Annotated in this window: 19 protein-coding genes; 3 read left to right on the forward strand and 16 right to left on the reverse strand. The window is 35.9% G+C overall.

All coding sequences use genetic code 11. From position 1 onward, the window contains the following. The coding region (locus tag T529_RS0109820; protein WP_033163435.1) for an IS110 family RNA-guided transposase at nt 1-1,071 on the forward strand (1,071 nt) is incomplete at its 5' end. A gap of 602 nt (nt 1,072-1,673) precedes the next feature. Here the strand turns inward: T529_RS0109820 and T529_RS0109825 are convergent. The 16 genes from T529_RS0109825 to T529_RS0109900 form a co-directional block, all read right to left on the reverse strand. After that, nucleotides 1,674-2,579 carry a BRCT domain-containing protein gene (locus T529_RS0109825; protein ID WP_033163450.1) on the reverse strand — a complete coding sequence of 302 codons (906 nt, stop codon included), beginning with the start codon at nt 2,577-2,579 and terminating at the stop codon, nt 1,674-1,676. 785 nt (nt 2,580-3,364) lie between these two features. Next, a complete protein-coding gene (locus T529_RS0109830) occupies nt 3,365-4,189 on the reverse strand; it encodes a hypothetical protein (RefSeq protein ID WP_033163436.1) in 825 nt (274 codons plus the stop codon). After that, nucleotides 4,179-5,045, reverse strand: coding sequence for an AAA family ATPase (locus T529_RS0109835; RefSeq protein WP_081823119.1), 867 nt, complete (start codon nt 5,043-5,045; stop codon nt 4,179-4,181). The genes T529_RS0109830 and T529_RS0109835 overlap by 11 nt, the downstream gene beginning before the upstream one ends. A 39-nt stretch (nt 5,046-5,084) precedes the next feature. Further along, nucleotides 5,085-5,429, reverse strand: a complete 345-nt coding sequence (locus T529_RS0109840; protein ID WP_033163438.1) for an ATP-binding cassette domain-containing protein — start codon at nt 5,427-5,429, stop codon at nt 5,085-5,087. 212 nt (nt 5,430-5,641) lie between these two features. Then, nucleotides 5,642-7,027, reverse strand: a complete 1,386-nt coding sequence (gene rlmD / locus T529_RS0109845) for a 23S rRNA (uracil(1939)-C(5))-methyltransferase RlmD (protein WP_051646959.1) — start codon at nt 7,025-7,027, stop codon at nt 5,642-5,644. A gap of 36 nt (nt 7,028-7,063) precedes the next feature. Beyond that, the gene (locus T529_RS0109850; RefSeq protein ID WP_143122764.1) at nt 7,064-7,747 is read right to left on the reverse strand and encodes a hypothetical protein; all 684 of its coding nucleotides are present in this window, start codon (nt 7,745-7,747) and stop codon (nt 7,064-7,066) included. Between the two features lie 50 nt (nt 7,748-7,797). After that, nucleotides 7,798-8,901, reverse strand: coding sequence for a CamS family sex pheromone protein (locus tag T529_RS0109855; protein ID WP_033163439.1), 1,104 nt, complete (start codon nt 8,899-8,901; stop codon nt 7,798-7,800). Then, nucleotides 8,898-10,883, reverse strand: coding sequence for an NAD-dependent DNA ligase LigA (gene ligA / locus T529_RS0109860; RefSeq protein ID WP_033163440.1), 1,986 nt, complete (start codon nt 10,881-10,883; stop codon nt 8,898-8,900). Before ligA ends, T529_RS0109855 begins: the two co-directional genes overlap by 4 nt. 27 nt (nt 10,884-10,910) lie before the next feature. Continuing rightward, the gene (locus tag T529_RS0109865; RefSeq protein WP_033163441.1) at nt 10,911-13,058 is read right to left on the reverse strand and encodes an ATP-dependent helicase; all 2,148 of its coding nucleotides are present in this window, start codon (nt 13,056-13,058) and stop codon (nt 10,911-10,913) included. 112 nt (nt 13,059-13,170) lie between these two features. Further along, on the reverse strand, nt 13,171-14,088 hold the full coding sequence (locus T529_RS0109870; RefSeq protein WP_033163442.1) for a dihydroorotate dehydrogenase: 918 nt from the start codon (nt 14,086-14,088) through the stop codon (nt 13,171-13,173). Beyond that, entirely contained in the window at nt 14,081-14,833 is a 753-nt protein-coding gene (locus T529_RS0109875; RefSeq protein WP_033163443.1) for a dihydroorotate dehydrogenase electron transfer subunit, read from the reverse strand. The genes T529_RS0109870 and T529_RS0109875 overlap by 8 nt, the downstream gene beginning before the upstream one ends. Nucleotides 14,834-14,845: 12 nt before the next feature. After that, nucleotides 14,846-15,325, reverse strand: a complete 480-nt coding sequence (gene coaD, locus T529_RS0109880; protein WP_238560807.1) for a pantetheine-phosphate adenylyltransferase — start codon at nt 15,323-15,325, stop codon at nt 14,846-14,848. Then, on the reverse strand, nt 15,318-15,878 hold the full coding sequence (gene rsmD / locus T529_RS0109885) for a 16S rRNA (guanine(966)-N(2))-methyltransferase RsmD (RefSeq protein ID WP_033163445.1): 561 nt from the start codon (nt 15,876-15,878) through the stop codon (nt 15,318-15,320). The genes coaD and rsmD overlap by 8 nt, the downstream gene beginning before the upstream one ends. Beyond that, nucleotides 15,853-16,233 (reverse strand): YlbF/YmcA family competence regulator, encoded by a 381-nt coding sequence (locus T529_RS0109890; RefSeq protein ID WP_033163446.1) that lies wholly within the window; start codon nt 16,231-16,233, stop codon nt 15,853-15,855. Before T529_RS0109890 ends, rsmD begins: the two co-directional genes overlap by 26 nt. Beyond that, nucleotides 16,223-17,449: an FtsW/RodA/SpoVE family cell cycle protein gene (locus T529_RS0109895; RefSeq protein WP_033163447.1), complete on the reverse strand. Its 1,227-nt coding sequence runs from the start codon at nt 17,447-17,449 to the stop codon at nt 16,223-16,225. The genes T529_RS0109890 and T529_RS0109895 overlap by 11 nt, the downstream gene beginning before the upstream one ends. Then, the gene (locus tag T529_RS0109900; RefSeq protein ID WP_033163448.1) at nt 17,446-17,703 is read right to left on the reverse strand and encodes a UPF0223 family protein; all 258 of its coding nucleotides are present in this window, start codon (nt 17,701-17,703) and stop codon (nt 17,446-17,448) included. Before T529_RS0109900 ends, T529_RS0109895 begins: the two co-directional genes overlap by 4 nt. Before the next feature lie 129 nt (nt 17,704-17,832). On the opposite strand from T529_RS0109900, the gene def reads away from it, so the two are divergent. Beyond that, nucleotides 17,833-18,402 carry a peptide deformylase gene (def, locus tag T529_RS0109905; protein WP_033163449.1) on the forward strand — a complete coding sequence of 190 codons (570 nt, stop codon included), beginning with the start codon at nt 17,833-17,835 and terminating at the stop codon, nt 18,400-18,402. Nucleotides 18,403-18,528: 126 nt separating this feature from the next. Beyond that, on the forward strand, nt 18,529-18,685 hold a 157-nt coding region (locus tag T529_RS13640), incomplete at its 3' end, for a helix-turn-helix domain-containing protein (RefSeq protein ID WP_156032244.1).

The following is an 18,685-nucleotide window of genomic DNA, read 5'->3' on the forward strand; positions in this document are numbered from 1 at the left end:
CAGGACGGATTCAACATACTGCTGGATGCATTGAACGGGCTGGATCATTCTCAGGAAATAAAAATAGGACTTGAGGCTACAGGTCATTACGGAAGCAATATCAAGCAGTTTCTGAATTCCAATGATTACTCATTCATGGAATTCAATCCCTTACTCATCAAGAGGTTCTCACAAGCTACCACCCTCAGGAAAACCAAAACCGATAAGATTGATGCTGCATTAATTTCCTCTTTTTTAATGACTGTAGACTACAAGCCTATTACGCATACATCTTATCATACATCAGCCTTAAAATCACTTACTAGATTAAGAGAATCTCTGGTAAAGGAACGTTCTTTGACGCTTGTAAGGATTACCAACGTTCTGGACATCATATTCCCTGAATTCAAGCCATTGTTTGATAATTCCCTGAAATCAAGCACCTGCATGTATATCTTAGAGAACTATTCTTCTCCGGACAGGATTTCCAGAATGAATGTTGAATCATACAACAAAATGAAATCCAAGCTGAGAAAAACCATATCCTATGACAAGTTTCTAAAGATCAGGGATGCAGCCAAGTCAACCGTAGGCACTGCAGACGAAATATATGTCTACGAGCTTCAGATCCTGCTGGGCATTTATAAGGAACTAGATTCCAGAATATCGGACCTGGAAAACAAAATCATTCAGTACTACAGACAATTCAATTCACACATCCACACCATCAAGGGCGTATCAGAACTATCTGCCGCTGCAATCTATGCCGAGCTAAACGGGGTAACTGGATTCAGGAATCCTGACCAGATACTGGCTTTTGCGGGGCTGGACTGTTCCCGAATACAGTCTGGAGAATCGGATAAGAACGGCCGTATGGTTAAGCATGGTTCTTCTGCACTTAGATGTGTACTGATGCGCTGCGCAGATTCCTTTGCGTTGCATAATCCTGTAGTATATGAATATAAGATAAAGAAAATGAACGAAGGGAAATTCTTTCGTGTGGCACTTTCCCATGTCGCGAAAAAACTGGTTAGAACGATATATACTCTTGAAAAAAATGACCTGGACTTTAATCAGAGCAAATTGAGATAAACTGTTTTTCGTCACTATGAATTTTTTTGAGGTTCCTTGAACCTCTTTTTGTGCTTCTAAGATAAATAAATCAAAATATACCCTTGACTACTGATAGTAAATCACCTTTCAAGTTTTACCCCAAAATCTGTAAAATTTAATCTACCACTCAATTAGCACTGTGTAAACCAAGATTACAAACTGATACATTTTCACAATAGATAGTTTCCATAAAAAAATTGGAACTTATCAAGAGTTAGGATTCTAATTCAAACTTCTAAAAAAAGCTCGAAACACGTCACTTACTGGTACTTGATTCCAATTGCTTAACATCAATAACACAGTTTTCACATGACTAAGACTAGTGGATAACTATCGTCAATTTACATCTAATAAAGTGAAATGGTCAAGAAAAATAGGCGGTTTTAGAAATATTCTTCAACATTGGGAAATGGTCGAAAGGCTTAAATTTTGCTTGTAATCTAAGTTATTGTTTCATAGAGATGGGAAAGAAAAGCCCCTGTTGTCTGTTGCCAATATAGGCGCTTATTTTAGCCAGTCAGCGTTCAAGTTACTTTACTATAATGATTGAATTGTGAAGGAAAATTGGAAGATTTAATGACTTAAATAGCGCTCTCATCCTTTAAAATATCATAAAACGTAAACTCGTCTATGATTTCTATATCCTGACCTTTTAGTCTCAGTTTCTCCGCCTTCTTGTGTTTTGATGATTTCTCACCATGCAGTATGGCATTGTAGTCGTTGTTGCCGAGTATAAGATAGTTTGTCTTCTTATTCACCGTATTGTCCAGAACTCCGCCGAGGTTTACCACTAGCTGCATGGCCCTCTTTCTGTTCATCTTCTCTAGTTTCCCGGTAAAGACTACATGTCTGCCATAGAAGAAACCTTCAGTATTGACTTCGGTTGTAGGGACAATAAAACTGATATCAATGTTGTGTCTGTGTCCACTACCATGTGCCCATAGGTCTTTAATCTTAAGTCCCTTTTCAGCCATCAGGGCTTTTTCTGCATCGTACAGTTCTTTAGTCGAGATACAGTCTGCAACTGCACGGTGCTCATTATTTGATAGATCAAGATATTCTGTCATATCTGAAAGCCTGTGATGCTTAAGGTTTGGATACAACTTTCGTGCAAACTGCATAGTATCCATGTAGTGATTACTCAGTTCATGATTAATCCCGGCATTTAGAAAGCGCATGTCGAACGAGGTGTTATGCCCTACAATAATATCAGAACCAATAAAGGACAATATTACATCCTTCACATCCATAATGGAAGGCATACCTGCCACCATTTCATTCGTTATTCCGGTCAGTTCTGTGATGAAATCATCAATCTCATATTTCGGTTGAATTAGTTGAGAATATTGATCAACGATGGCATTGCCTCTGACCCTTAGAATTCCGATTTCAATGATCTCGTCATAATAAGCTGATAATCCTGTAGTCTCAGTATCAAGCACACAGTAATCATCTATAATCTGTTTTGTATAATTTGTACTACTCACTTTTTCTCCTATCATAGCTCTGTCAATGACAAAGTCTACCTTTTCCATTCATATATAAAATTTGCTGCAGTTAAACGCCAAAAATAAACTGATTATTAATTACCTTTCCATTTAATTTTATCATAAATCCAGGTTGGCCTCTACCTCTTAAATGCATTAAACATTAAGGCTTCATCCTCTCTGACGTTAAAAAGGGTATATTAAATAATCGTGGGGTTTCAAAAAAATAAAACTTTAAAATATCATGGAGTCATAAATAGCTAGGTTATGTGAATATCATTTTTAATTGATTATTATGAAAAAATGAAGCAGTAGATATTTTTATATGTTAACTGTGAGATTTGTATTTATTCAACCAGAAAGTCTTAAAATATTGAAAACTTAGATATCTAAAAATATGAAGCAATTTTTATACCTTTTACTATAAATCAATTCCTTTAAGTATAGTCTACTAAAACAAATCTAAATTATCTCATATTAAAAATATATTGAATAGTGATTAAGGACCGGTGAACAAAAATAGCGCTAATTGCATTTAGAAGAGTATGAGTTATTGAAGCTAGAAAACTGTGGAATCTATGCATCATGTGCATTCTGACCCCACAATTTTAGGAACACAATCTAAATACAGGGTTTTAATGAGTTACAACTTTTCCAAGGGCATGCTTTTTGCTTTTTTATACACAGTACATATTAAAGAATGCCATTTTGTAATGTTGAAAAAATGTATTTTGTCTACTTCATGCAAATTATTTTCTAAGCCCGTAGAAGAATTTTTAAAAATATCAGCAACACCAAACGCTAATCTCATTATCGAAATAATCATTAATAGTTTTATATAAAGCTGTTTTTTGAAGTAATTCATTATTAAATGATACCCTTAATGCTGAAGATATCCCTTTATCATTAACAGATTGATTACAGTTTTTATCACATAGAACTTTAAAGAAAGCTATAAAATCATGTCCATTAGTAATATCTAATAAATCATTTATGGGGACATCTTCTGAATTTAGGATGATATCTCTAAAATTATATTGTTTTCCTGAATTAATTTTTTCAATCCCATAAATAAGTTTTTCTTCATCTAATTTACCATCGTTATCAATTAAAGAAATGAAAGATAGCCCTTTAAAATTTATCCCAATATTGCATTCTTCATTATGCTTTCTTATCTTGCTCAATTTATACAATTCATTTAAAATATGTTTTTTTAATTCTTTTGCGTCTAGTTCTCCTTGATAATATTCATTGTATATCCTATCAAACGATTCATCAAAACCTATGATCATCATTTCTAAGCAACATCTATCATAGAAGAATATTCTATGATTTTTAGTACACTTACAATAATCTTTATCTCGTATCCCTATAACTCTAGAATCACAAATTACATTTGAATCGATGATCTCTTCAATACCATTTTTACCTGAAAAAGATTCATAGATTGTAACATTATTATTCATAAATCCCTTAAGAAATTTTATATCGTCATCTCCCTCGACGACTATGAATACATTTTTTTTATTAACATCAGCCCCTAGCAATAATTTTATATCTGAGATAATGCTATCTTTAGTTAAATTTGCTTTTATCGAATTAGTTCCCATACAATTCTCCTAAATCAATTTGTATATCCCAGTGATTATTTATTATTTGAGGAGAATGAGTTGCAACAGTCACTTTAAATTTCTTTTTTTCAACTATCTTTAATAAATCATCCATAAATTTCAATTGCCATTCAATATGTAATGATATTTCAGGTTCATCAATTAACAAATGAATATTTTTTTCACTTTCAAAAATCAATTCATAGAATAAAATTATTTCCTGCTTTTCACCAGATGACAGCTGATCTAGCCTTAGCCGTTCACTTGTGTTAGATTTGTATACTACTATGCCCTCATCCCTAGAAATCTTAATTTCCTTGAATTTTAATCTTGAATTTATAATATCTGTAAATAAATCTAATTGATCTATAAAATCCTCAAATACTTCATATTTCTTTTCAAAATCTTCAAAATATATTTTTAATGCTTTTGAGTGTTCATCTAAAAAAACAACTTGTTCTTCCAACCTTTTTATATCAGATATATTATATTTATTAAGTTTTTCAAACTTTTCATTCATAGATTTTATACTTTGCTCATATTTTTCTTTAGTAATTCCTTTTTTCGTTTTGAATAATCTGTTAGGGTATGAGCTATCTAATTTGTTTGCTTCAGATGAATACTTTGTTGATACCATGTTCATTTTCTTTTTAAGCTTTTCTGGTATTTCCTCTATTACTTTTATTGTCTGTCTTTCAAATCTACTAATGGTTTCCTCTTTCAATAGTCTTTGTTCTTTTATAAATTTAGTTTCACCAGAGTACTTTTTAAGTTTATCTTTAGTATCCCTAAATTTTATTGGATCGAAGTCAATTGAATCTTCTAATTCGTTATTGCTTAAAAAATTTTCAATCAGTTCTGTTTTGCTATAAACCTCTTCAGTACGCCTATTATATCAGTTATCATCATCTACCCTAAAAATGTATGGTCTTTTAATCTTTTTTAATAGATTTTTTTCTAACAAATTAGTATTGATGATAAAACTATCAATGATAATTTCTGTATCATTCTTTTTTATACATACTGGTTCTTTGTAGTCCTTTGAATAGAACAAAATTTTTTTAAAATCAAGATTGCTAAAAAACATAATATCAAATGTGTTAAAAGCATGTATTGTCTTTAAAATTGTCGATTTTCCAAATCCGTTAGGACCTGTTAAAATTGTTACACCTCCTTCTTTTAAATTAATATCATAATTAAAAATTCCAAACAATTTGTAAAAAACTATTCTATTTAGCATTGGCTGCTCCTTTCAATAATAATCTTAATGATTGAATAATCTTTTAAGTGTCCATTATAGCTCTTTACTTTTCAAAAGAACTGTTTTATATGATTAATTTTCTATTTTGAATTTTTGTAATGTTACTATTTACCATTGCTGTATTTTTATAGAGATGCAATATTGGTAATCTATACTTAAATGATTTCACTTTCTACAATTAACAAGTCGTATCATCTATTGTCAGACACTGTACTAAAATGCTTGTTTAAATTCAATTTAGAAAGAAATACTACAGTCTCCACGTGAGTCGTCTGTGGAAACATATCGACAGGCTGTATTTCTTTGACGTCATAGTATTGTGTTAAGAGCTGCATGTCTCTTGCTTGCGTAGCAACATTACATGAGATGTAGACAAGTCGTTCTGGACTTAGTTCAACGAGTTGTTTAAGGAAGAGTTCTGAACAGCCTTTTCTTGGCGGATCAACAATGACAACATCAAAGTGAATCCCCTGTTTCTTGTACTCTAATGCAACTTCACCAGCATCACCACAGATAAACTCAGCATTCTTTATATTATTTCTTTTGGCATTTTCCTTCGCATCTTCGATAGCTTGTTCTACAACTTCAATACCATAGACTTTTTTAACATCTTTCGCTAATGTCAATCCAATTGTACCAATACCACAATAGGCATCTAAGACAATATCATCTTTGTTTAAGTTTGCGAGTTCAATGGCTTTTGTATAGAGCACTTCTACTTGTCTTGGATTAATCTGATAGAATGACTTTAATGAAATCGTATAGTCATTTCCTAGAAGTGTATCATGGATGTAGCCTGGACCATATAGTACATTCACTTCATCACCAAGAATGACATTGTCATGTCTTGGATTGATGTTCTGAATGATTGTTGTGATGGATGGGAATTTATTGTGTACATCATTAACTAAATCATGAAGATGAGGGACTTTCTTTGTATAGGTGATGAGGGCAAGCATGCCTTCATTTGTATGAACGCCATAACGCGTTAAAATATGTTTGATATGTCCCTGCTTTAAGACTTTGTCATAGGGCTTGATATGGTATTTTTCTAGAAGTGTTTTGACATATTTCGTAACTTCATTTGAGAATTCATTCTGGATAAAACAAAAATCATTATCAATGATATCATTCGTATGTGGTTTATAGAATCCTGTGACAATCTTGTTGTCTTTTTGACCAACGGGTACTTGTACTTTATTGCGATAATGGTAGATTTCTTCATCCATTAAGCAATCATTAACAGGAAAGAAGACATGGCCAATACGCTCCATTGTATCTTTGACCCGTTTAGTCTTAAAGGCTTGCTGGGCCTGATAGCTCATATGCATGAGTGAACAGCCACCACATAGCTTATAGACAGGGCAAATAGGTTCTTCTCGTTCATCTGATGGTTTCATCATTTTATAGACACGCCCAACACAGTAATTCTTGAGAACCTTGATGATTTCTATTTCAGCTTCTTCACCAACAAGTAAGTTCTTGACAAAAATAACATCATGGTCCTTCTTAACAACCCCTAATCCTTCATGTGTATAGTCACTGCATACACCAATAAATCTTTCTTTTTTCTTCATAACGCTCTCCTATAAAAAAACGGGCATAAGCCCGTTTTATTTCTTGTTGACTTTGTTATATGTTGCTTGGTCTCTTACTGAGGCTAATGTGAAATTAAAGTTGTCGCTGCCTGCTTTCTTTGTTCCATAGATAGGATATTCAGATGCATTATCTTCAGCAGTTAGATAGAAATTGATTTCATATTGTTTTTCATTATTGTAAGTACCAAATAAATCACTAAAGGCAGAATTCGTAGCCTTAGGTCTTCCGCTTGCAGCATCAAGCTTTTTTGCTGCATCCTGTGCAATGGATTCGGCAACTCTTGCGGATGTCCCACCAACATAGACAATATCAATTTTAACTGTACGACAAGCTGTTTCAATATGAATAGATTTTACGGAATTATGATCCTTCTTAACGGCTTCAATCGCTGTTGTCTTGATATTCTGTGTGATTGGCAATAAGCCAGCACAACGATCACCATAAACAGGACCATCTTCCTTTGTCATATTATAGACACTCACAATACCAATGACAATCAGGAGTACAAAGATTCCAAGAACAATTGGCCATTTCTTGAGCTTTCTTTTACCCGATGGCTTTTTTGCACTCACGACATCATCTTCATCTTTAAAATGGAATTCCTGTGTTTCATTCATTGATGCTTTATGACCGCTTGGTTTCTTGATTTTTACATCTTCATCATCAAAATTAAAATGCTTCTGTGCCAAGTTACTCACCTACTTTTCTTCCCTATTCTATCAAAATTCATAACGATATACAACAACCTTTAGTCCTGGATGATTGTTGTCTTAGCATCAGAGCCTTTGTTTTTGACAATAACTGCCATTAATTCATCTTGTGAATAGACAAGCACTTTGGCTTGGAAATCCTGAGTGAATTTGCTGTCAATCTGGTCAGCGAGAACCGATGTCAGATAAAGCATTTCTGTATAGCTCTTGACATTCAGGTAAGCAGTAATCTTCATTGTCTGAATTGTATTATTGACATAAGTTGCTTCGCCAACAATGCTTGCTGCTTCTGTTGAAGCATTCTTTAAGGCTGCCTTAATTGTTTCAAATTCGCTTGAAGTCGCAGGATCAAGCTTACTAGCACGGGTGCTTGTGAAAGTTACTGTTTCGTGGTTAACTGCTTTTAAAGCCCCTACTTCACCATTCTCGCAGAATGCCTGATAGATATAATTGCCGTTATTAAGTGATACAGCTGAATCATTCTTCATATAAAAGGCAATCAGGATTGGTAAATCCTTAAGTGTCTTCTTGTTTTCACGAATATATTTATAAAGACGACTAGCACACTTCTTACAATAATTCGCAATGGCATCCTTGCTCATGGTATCAATGTCATTGTTGTTGGCATCCTGAGGATTTAAGATAACGGCAATACTTGCCCCTTTTAATGTGTAGCTTGTGGCATTCTTAGTAAAGAAATCCTGTTCTGTCATATTGGTTACCATGACTGGATCAGCAATGCCATCAATAGTAGTGCCATGGGTTGGCTGAAGTGTTGTCTTATCAAAATTCTTCTTTGTTGCATTTGCCCCATCACGTTTCATCAGATTGGTGTAGTCGGATAAGGTTAGCTGCTGACCTTCAGAAAGGTAGTAATCACCTGTAGAGAAGTGATCCTGTGACAATTCCTGCAATCCATTGCCAATTGTAACAAAGTCATTGGATGTGGAGAATTCTGTATAAATATCTTCACTCTTAGGGTTACGTCCCATGTTAACAATACGGTAATAGTTACCAGTTAGTGAATCGGTTGTTGATACAACTGATGAAGTCTTTTCTTTTGTCGTTGTTTTGGAACTTGAACAGGCACAAAGCATTGCTGTACTTAGTGCCAGGATTCCTATTTTTCTTAGTATTCTCATAGACCAGCCACCTCTCTAAATTCATCTTCATTCATAATGGTAATGCCTAAGCTTACAGCTTTGTCATACTTACTGCCGGGATCAGCTCCCACAATGACTAAGTCTGTTTTCTTTGAGACACTGCCTGTGACATTGGCACCATGCTCTGTTAAATAGGCTTTGATTTCCTTACGGCTCATGGATACAAGCGTTCCTGTAACAACAATTGTCTTATCAGTAAATGGTGATGTGATTGTTTCAGTATTATGCAGATAGCTCATATTGACGCCAAGTGCTTTTAAATCAGCTACAAGCTGCATATTCTTCTCTGAACGCTGCCATTCACCAAGACTTTGCGCAATCGTATCGCCAACATCCTTGATGCTTGTAAGCTGAATGTAGCTCGCAGATAGAAGATTGTCAAGTGTTCCGAAGTTCTTTGCAAGTGTATCAGCCATTTTTGCACCAATTCCTTTTATTCCTAAACCAAAAAGCAGCTTTTCCAAAGAATTAGCTTTTGAAGCTTCTGCTGAAGCAATGAGATGATCCATTGACTTCTTACCAAAACCTTCTAAATTCATAATCTCCATTTCATGATCTGCTAAATGATAAAGATCCTGAATATGTCTTACAAAGCCATTATTATAGAACTGTTCAACAATCTTATCTCCAAGACCATCAATATTCATCGCATCACGACTCGCAAAATGAATAATCTTTTCAATATTCTTACTATCACAATTCTCGTTTACACAATAATATGCTGCTTCATTAGCTCTGCGGACTAATGGCTGGCCACACATCGGACAGACATGGGCCATCTTAAAAATACGTTCATTTCCTGTTCTTCTTTCCGGCAGGGAACGCACGACTTCAGGGATAACATCTCCTGCTTTACGAATAACGACATAATCCCCAATACGAATATCCTTACGCTTGATATTGTCTTCATTATGTAATGTTGCTCTCTGAACTGTTGAGCCAGCAACTCTGACAGGATCAAGAACAGCATTTGGGGTAATCTGTCCAGTGCGGCCAATCGTAAGAATAATATCATCAAGATGAGTAATGACTTCTTCAGCTGGGAATTTATAAGCAATAGCCCAACGTGGGACTTTAGCAGTGAAGCCAAGTCTTTTTTGTGATGCAAGGTCATTGACTTTGATGACAACGCCATCAATATCGTAAGGAAGATCCGGTCTTTTTTTCGTCATATCTTCGATATATGCCCAGACATCCTTAATGCTTTGACAACGTTTAATAAGCGGGTTGACTTTAAAGCCAAGTTCTTTCATCTTTTCAAGCGCCTGATAATGTGTTTCAACACCTAATTCTTCAGGGACAGGGACATGATAAAGATAAGCATCAAGCCCACGTTTAGCAGCAATGGCACTATCTAGCTGACGCATTGAACCAGCAGCGGCATTACGGCAGTTTGCAAATAAAGGCAATCCTGCTTCCTTGCGTTCTTTGTTGAGCTTTTCAAAGGATTTCTTAGGCATGATGATTTCACCACGGACTTCAAGACGTCCAGGATGATTGATACGTAAAGGAATAGAACGAATGGTTTTGACATTATGGGTAATGTCCTCACCAACAGTTCCATCACCACGTGTTGCACCATACTGCAGGATACCATCCTGATAGACAAGCGAAACAGACAGACCATCAAGCTTTGGTTCACAGACATAATCTACATTATAGATTGTTGAAGTGACACGGTCATTGAAAGCTTCTACTTCCTCCTGGTTGAAGATATCTCCTAAAGACATCATCCCAACCTGATGACGAATTTTTGTAAAGCCTTCTAGAACCTGTCCACCAACACGCTGTGTTGGTGAATCGCTTGTTAGCCATTCTGGATGAGCTTGTTCAATCTTGATCAGTTCATCCATCAAAGCATCATATTCCTGGTCAGTAACTGTTGGATTATCCAAAACATAATATTCATAATTATACTGATTCAGTTTTTCTTTTAATTCATTTAATCTTTCAAGTGTCATAACATTTGCCTTTTCTATTAGATTCTTTTAATTCGTAAGTCGCTTTAATGCCTTATGACCTGCCATCAATGTCTTTAAGCCATAAGGAACACTAAAGGCGATATCCAATGTCTTATCGCGAACATTAACTACAACGCCCTTGCCAAAAGTATCATGCATGACTAAGTCCCCTACTTTCCATTCATCAACATGATTATCACCAATCATTTCTTCAATCGATTCGTTAGTATTTATGTAAGTTGATGTTTTAAAAGGATTCTTAGCCCCCACATGTTCAACATTATGCTTGCCAATTTCATCGACAAAACGCGATGTCATTTTAGGTGAATGAGAGACAAAGGAGAAGCCCTGGGAGTCAGTCAGATAGAGTTTTTCCTTGGCACGGGTAAAGGCGACATAGGCTAAGCGTCTTTCTTCTTCAAGACCATCATCGCCACCCTCTTCAATTGAACGGATGGATGGGAAGATATTCTCCGAAAGCCCAGCTACAAAGACATACTTAAACTCAAGACCCTTGGCCATATGAATACTCATCATGCTGACATAATCTCCTGTTGTTCCTTCATCCTGGGTTGTATAGAGGGCAATATCCTGTAAATACGATTCAAGTGTTGCATTTTCAGGATTTTCTTTGACATAGGAAGCTATGGAGTTCTTTAATTCCATTAAGTTATCCATGCGGCTATCTTCCTGATCGTGCTGCAACATCTCATAATAGCCAACATCTTTCATCAAGTCATCATAGACATCTTCTAATGGCTTTGTGCTTACTCGTGCTTTTTCTAATGCGCTGACAAACTGCTTGAGACTTTTCTTGACTTTGCTGGAGAGGCCAATTTCATCACTATAGAAACAAAGCGTCTCATAATCCGAAAGCTGATGATGGATAGCAGCAAGCTGGATCTTTTCAAGTGTCTTTGCTCCAACACCTCTTCCAGGCACATTGACAATACGTTCAAAGCTTAAGTCATCATTATTGACAAGAAGCCGTAGGTAGCTTAGGGCATCCTTGACTTCTTTACGGTTGAAGAACTTCAAACCACCAAAGATACGGTAAGGAATCTTCTTTCTGATCATCATCTGTTCTATCGGTCTTGAGAGATAGTTAGCACGATAGAGAATTGCAATATCACTATAATGTAGATTAGCATCTTTATTCATCGCCTGTTCAATCTCATCACCAATAAACTCTGCTTCAGCCTCTTCACTTCTTCCCGAGAAATGAATAATATGGGGACCATCTTCCAAGTTAGAGAAAAGATCTTTTTCTAGGCGGTTCTTGTTTTTACGAATAAGATTGTTGGATATCTCAAGAATGTTTTTGGTAGAACGATAGTTCTGATCAAGAATGATTGTCTTGACATTCTGATAATCTTTATCAAAGTTCATGATATAATTGACATCACTGCCTCTAAAGGAATAGATGGTCTGATCAGGATCACCTACAACACATACAGTTGAGTCCTGTCCGAAATAGTGAATGAGTTCATATTCAATCTCACCAACATCCTGAAACTCATCAACATGAACATATTGATAGCGACGACTCCATTTCTTAACAACCTGAGGATTATCTCTAAAGAGAGTGAGTGTCTTGATCAGTAAATCATCAAAATCAAGCATATTATGTTCTTTATTATATTGTTCATAAGCCCCATAAATAAGAGCTTTTTGTTTTTCACCAGGCAAATCGCCTGCCAGTTTCATGGCTTTTTCAGGCGTCACGAAAGCCGTTTTATAGCTTGAAATATAATTCATCATGCTCTTGATAGAGAACTGCTTGACATCAACCTGCTGTTCTTTATAAAGCTTCTTTAATAATGACTTTATATCTTCCTCGTCCATAATAACGAAGTTATGCGTATAGCCAAGTAAAGAAATATGCTGGCGTAATACACGTACGCAAAGCGAGTGAATGGTGCAGATTGTTGCACCTAGTGCTTCACTGCCAAGAAGCTTCTCAACACGTGATTTCATCTCATTAGCAGCTTTGTTAGTAAAAGTGATGGCAAGAATATTGCGTGGATTGACACCAATATTCTCAATCAAGTAAGCAATACGATATGTCACGACTCTTGTTTTCCCTGAGCCTGCCCCAGCAATAATACGCAGATGGCCATCTAAGTATGTTGCTGCTTCCTTTTGTTTTTCATTTAATACGTTATCTAAGTTCACATTTATCACCTTTGTCATTATAGTACAATTTTGAAGAAAAGAGAATTGTTAGTCAATTATAGTGCATTACAAAAGACAATGAAAGAGGAAGTCATAATAACTTCCTCTTTATCTAATATTTATGTGATAAGCTAATGATTTCATGAATATCATCAATACCCATGTCATCAAGTAAATCATTCATCTCATCAATAATTTTAGGACATGCATAAGGATCAATCAGGTTTGCACAGCCAACTTCAACAGCACTTGCTCCCGCAATCATCATTTCAATAGCATCCCTGCCAGAACTAATGCCTCCCATCCCAATCACTGGGATATCAACAGCCTGAGAGACCTGGTAGACCATTCTTAAAGCAACTGGTAAAATAGCTGGTCCAGAATAGCCACCTGTCTTATTGGCGATAATAGGACGTCCGCTCCTTATATCAAAACGCATGCCAACAAGCGTATTGATCATAGAAATACCATCCGCTCCTGCTTCTTCAACAGCTTTTGCCATTGCAACTATATCAGTAACATTTGGTGAAAGCTTAACATAAACTGGCTTTGATGAGACTGCCTTGACTTCCCTCGTCACTCTTGCAGCTGTTGTTGGGTCGGTACCAAACTGCATGCCACCTTCCTTGACATTAGGACAGCTGATGTTGAGTTCAAGGGCGCCAACATTTTCTGCTTGAGAAAGAATAGCTGCGGTTTCAACATAATCTTCAAAAGAATGGCCACCCATATTGCCAAGCACCTTGCCATCAAAGATTTTAGCAAGTTCAGGCAGTTCATGGGCTACAACATGTTCTACCCCAGGGTTCTGCAAGCCAATCGCATTAAGCAATCCAGCAGGTCCTTCAGCAATTCTTGGTAAAGGATTGCCATAGCGCTTTTCCCTTGTTGTACCTTTAATAGAAATAGATCCAAGTTTATTGAGATCATAGAAGTCTTTGAACTCCTGCCCATAACCGAATGTTCCAGATGCAGGAATGACAGGATTCTTTAAATCTAAACCAGGTAATGTGATATGTAAATTAGCCATCAATCTTCACCTCGCTACTCGCAAATACAGGACCCTCATAACATACACGCTTGCTTGAACCATCTTTCATTTCCATCGAACAGCCCATGCATGCGCCAAAGCCACAGCCCATTCTAGCTTCATAAGAGAGTGAGCCATACTGATCATCGAACTTAGCTAAAGCCTTCAACATTGGTAAAGGACCACAGGCATAATAATGTTCATAGGAAAGGTTGTTTTCTTTAATGGCATCTATTACAGTCCCTTTTGTTCCAAGTGTACCATCCATCGTTGCGACAAAGACTGGACATAACTCTTTAAATTCATCAAGATAGAAGGCATCCTTTTTACTCGCAAAGCCAACTACAAGTTTTACATCAACGTCCTTTTTAAGTAATTCCTTGGCTAGCTTATAGAGGGGTGGTAAGCCTAATCCCCCGCCAATTAATAATGCGCTCTTTTCATTCTGATAAACAAAACCATGACCTAAACCAGTAAGCATATCAATCTTATGCCCAGGTCTGATTTCGCTTAGAAGCTTTGTACCTGTTCCAACAACTTTATAGATCATTGTAAGTGTATGATCATCATAGTCACAGATGCTCATTGGTCTTCTTAAATAAGGTTCCTGGTACTTATTAAGCTTGAGATTGACAAACTGTCCAGGTGTTGTAATTGCCGATGTATCCCCTTCGACAACCATTTCAAATACATCTTTAATGAGTTCTTTATTGGAAAGAACTTTCATGAATGTCTGACTTGCCATACTCTCCTCCTCTTAAGAATGATATTTTTCTTTTAAAGCTATATTAACACATTCAGGTACAAGTGTTGAGACATCACGATGATGACTTGCGATTTCCTTAATCGCTGAAGATGAAACAAAGGTATATTCAAGTCTAGTCATTAAAAAGACTTCCTCAATATTTTCATCTAGATACTTGTTAGAATAAGCCATCATACTCTCATAATGATAGTCATTTGTAGCACGAATCCCTCTTACAAGCACTTTTGCATCTACTTCTTCGCAATATTCCACAGCAAGCTTGTTGCTTGCCGCAATAACAACATGCTGTAAATCTTTTGTCGCTTCCTGAATCATTGCCAAACGTTCCTCAATATTAAAGAGCGTTGCTTTAGCAGGATTATCGAAGATAACGACATGGACTTCATCAAAGAGGGCTAGTGCTCTCTTGATGATATCAAGATGACCATTTGTGATAGGATCGAACGTTCCGGCATAGACTGCTTTAATCATGATCATAACCTCCAAATCTTACAATCTGCATTATTGTAATGCCATATTGATTTTCTTTGACAAGTTCAAATGGCTTTTTAAAAGTAAGACGTTCTTCAAGCCGATCCTCGACAACAATGATACAGCCTTCTTTCAACATATGTTGCTTATATAATGTATCCATTATATTCTGGTTGATCTTCATATCATAAGGAGGATCAAGTAAAACAAGATCAAATTGGATATCTTCATTAGCCAAAGTAGCTAATGCTTTGCGATAATCCATTTTCAAGACTTTCGCATTGTCAATCTTGAGCGATGCGAGATTTTCCTTGATCACTTTAAATGCACCATACTGCTTATCAACAGCAACAAGAAATTCCATACCACGGCTTAATGCTTCAATGCCAAGTCCACCACTGCCAGCAAATAAATCAAGACAGTTCCCTCCATCAAAATAAGGACCAATCATATTAAAGAGATTTTCTTTATTTTTATCGGTTGTTGGTCGTGTGCGATTGTTTTCAACCGTTTTAAGCATTCTGCTTCTATACTTTCCGGCGATGACGCGCATAGATCTTGCCCATCCTTCCTATTTCAAGTTCTTCAGAAATGTTATGAAAAATTATTTCTGATAATGCATCAAGTTCTTTATTTAAGATGCTTAGCTTTTCCTGATAGTCTTGAAAATCCGGAATATGTACAAGCTCTTTCCTGATTTTTAGAATATCATTTTTTAGCTGAGTGTTATCGATATATGCCCCAAAGCGCTCACGTTCAGTTAACTCCTCGTTTAGACGCTCATAAGTCTGCATCAAGCTGCTAACTTCTTTGTTTTTCATAAGAGTGACGTAAGCCTGTTGGAATTCAAGATAATATGTTTCTTCACGAACGCTTTTTATAAGTTCTTCTATTAGATTATAATTCATCTTCGACCTTCTTCTTAAGCTTATTACGATTATATCGCTTGATAATGGATTGAGCGATGCCTAAGGACATCAACCCAGCCAGAGTCGATGAACCACCAGCACTAATGAAGATTAATGGCACACCTGTCATTGGAATGAGCCCTGATACCCCTCCTATATTGACAAATAAATGTAGGAAGAAATAAGAGGAAATACCAATAAGTATCAAGCGATCTGGAATATTCTCATTCTTTATGCCATACTTAAAAATCTTGAAGATGATATAAAAATAAGGAATCATCAGTAAGGCAAAGCCAAATAGACCAAATTCTTCAACAATAATAGCCGAAATAAAGTCATTCTGGCTCTCTGGAATATAGCCATATTTCATAATTGAGTTCCCAAAACCTAAACCAAACAAGCCCCCATTAGAATAAGCTACAAACCCATTAACAATTTGCCAAGTTTTATCATAAACACCAGAAAGTGGATTAAGCCAGCTTTCGAAACGCTGAAGCTGATGAGGCATTAAACCAACACCACCTGCTAATCCGAATAAAATCAAGGCAAAGACTGCAGCAATCGCAAAAATAACCTTAATACGGTCAAATCTTTTTAATGGAACACAAAAGAAAATAATGATGGAAATCGCTGCAAGAATAATACCCGAGCCTAAATCCTTTTGTACAATTGCGCAGACGAAGAAAGCAACTGCTGCTGCCGCTACTGGATAGGCCACACAGTGTTTGATAAACAAGTTATCCATTTCTGCCTTATGCTTGGCTGAACCATATTTATACATGAAATGATCAGGCAAAACACCAAAATGATAGGCTAGCAAAAGGATAATGACTATTTTCATAAATTCCGCAGGCTGAATGGTGATAGGACCTAATTTTATCCAGCCATGAGCACCATTAATGCTCCATAACAAACAGGCGAACATTGCAAACAAAGTACCAAAATAAAGAACTTTCAAAAAATTCTTTGTCAGCATTTTATTTGTGTTAAATTTGTGGGCAATAACAGCCATGAAGAAGGCACCTGCCCCTAGGAAAAAGCATTGCTTAAGCATGTTGATGATGGGATAATTTCTACCATATTTAACAACCATACCAACACTTGCATCACCAATCATTACAACGCCAAATACACATAGAATAAAAGTGCAGATATAGATTCCCTTATCCACACCAGTATTTGTAAACATCATTTTAATGATTTTCTTGATATTCATAGCTTAATAAAGCCACCTTTCAATGCTTCCTTATAGACTGCAAAGATTGAATAGGAAGAAGCATCTTTAAATTCACGTTCATATTTCTTTTCTTCTGCTTTAGAATTCAAGACTTCGCGATAGGCATTATAGGCATCCATAAATTCATTAGCCTCAATACCTTCTTCATAAGCCTTTTCAACAGCATTATATAAATTGATTACAATTAGAATCTCATCAGTTGACCAATCATAATCAAGTGGATAATCATACATCAACAAATCCCCTTTCATTTGTGTTCATTATACATGAAAGTCATTCAAATGAAAAGTTCACTCTAGCTAAATGCATACATATGGCAATTCAAAAATAAGTGTGTTATGATGACACTTGAGGTGAAAGACATGATAACAATGAAAGATATCATTACGGATCAAGATCCTAGAATAAGAGAAATTTCAAAGGAAGTTGAACTTCCATTAAGTGATGAAGACAGAAATAAGCTCATGGAAATGATGGAATATTTAAAAAATAGTCAGGATGAAGAATTAAGTGAGAAATATCATTTAAGACCTGGTGTTGGTTTAGCTGCTATTCAGCTTGGCATTCCTAAACGTATGCTGACAATCTATATTCCTGATTATGATGAAGAAGGCAATATGACACATAAAGAAGAATGGGCTTTAGTAAATCCAAAGCTTGTTGCCTATACACAAAAAGAAGCCTATATCAAAGCAGGTGAAGGCTGTCTTTCAGTTCCTGAAGATTTACAGGGCTATGTACCAAGACATGCTAAGGTTGTCGTTGAGGCTTATGATGCCATTACTGACAAGCAGGTAAAAATCACGGCAAGAGGCTTCTTCTCAATGTGCTTACAGCATGAGATGGATCATTTAGATGGCATTCTTTACTATGATCACTTTAATAAAGATAATCCATTAGCTCCTATTCCAAATGCAATGGTTATTGAATAGAACTGCAATGCAGTTCTATTTTTATTAGATAAATTATCATAACAAGTGCAACACATGAAAAGTTCATAGGAATTATCTATGCTACTATGTGAGTGACCAAAAAAAACATAGAATGGAGATAAGCCTATGAACTATAACCATATTAACATAAATGAGCGTTCCTGCATCTATCAATTTCTCACTCTGGGCATGAGTATACGCGGGATTGCAAAGGCACTTCATAGAAGTCCTTCCACCATTTCCCGAGAGATAAAAAGAAATTCATACCGTACCTGGAGCAATT

Origin of the sequence: Sharpea azabuensis DSM 18934 (genome assembly GCF_000702165.1) — a bacterium.
GTDB lineage: Bacteria > Bacillota_I > Bacilli_A > Erysipelotrichales > Coprobacillaceae > Sharpea > Sharpea azabuensis.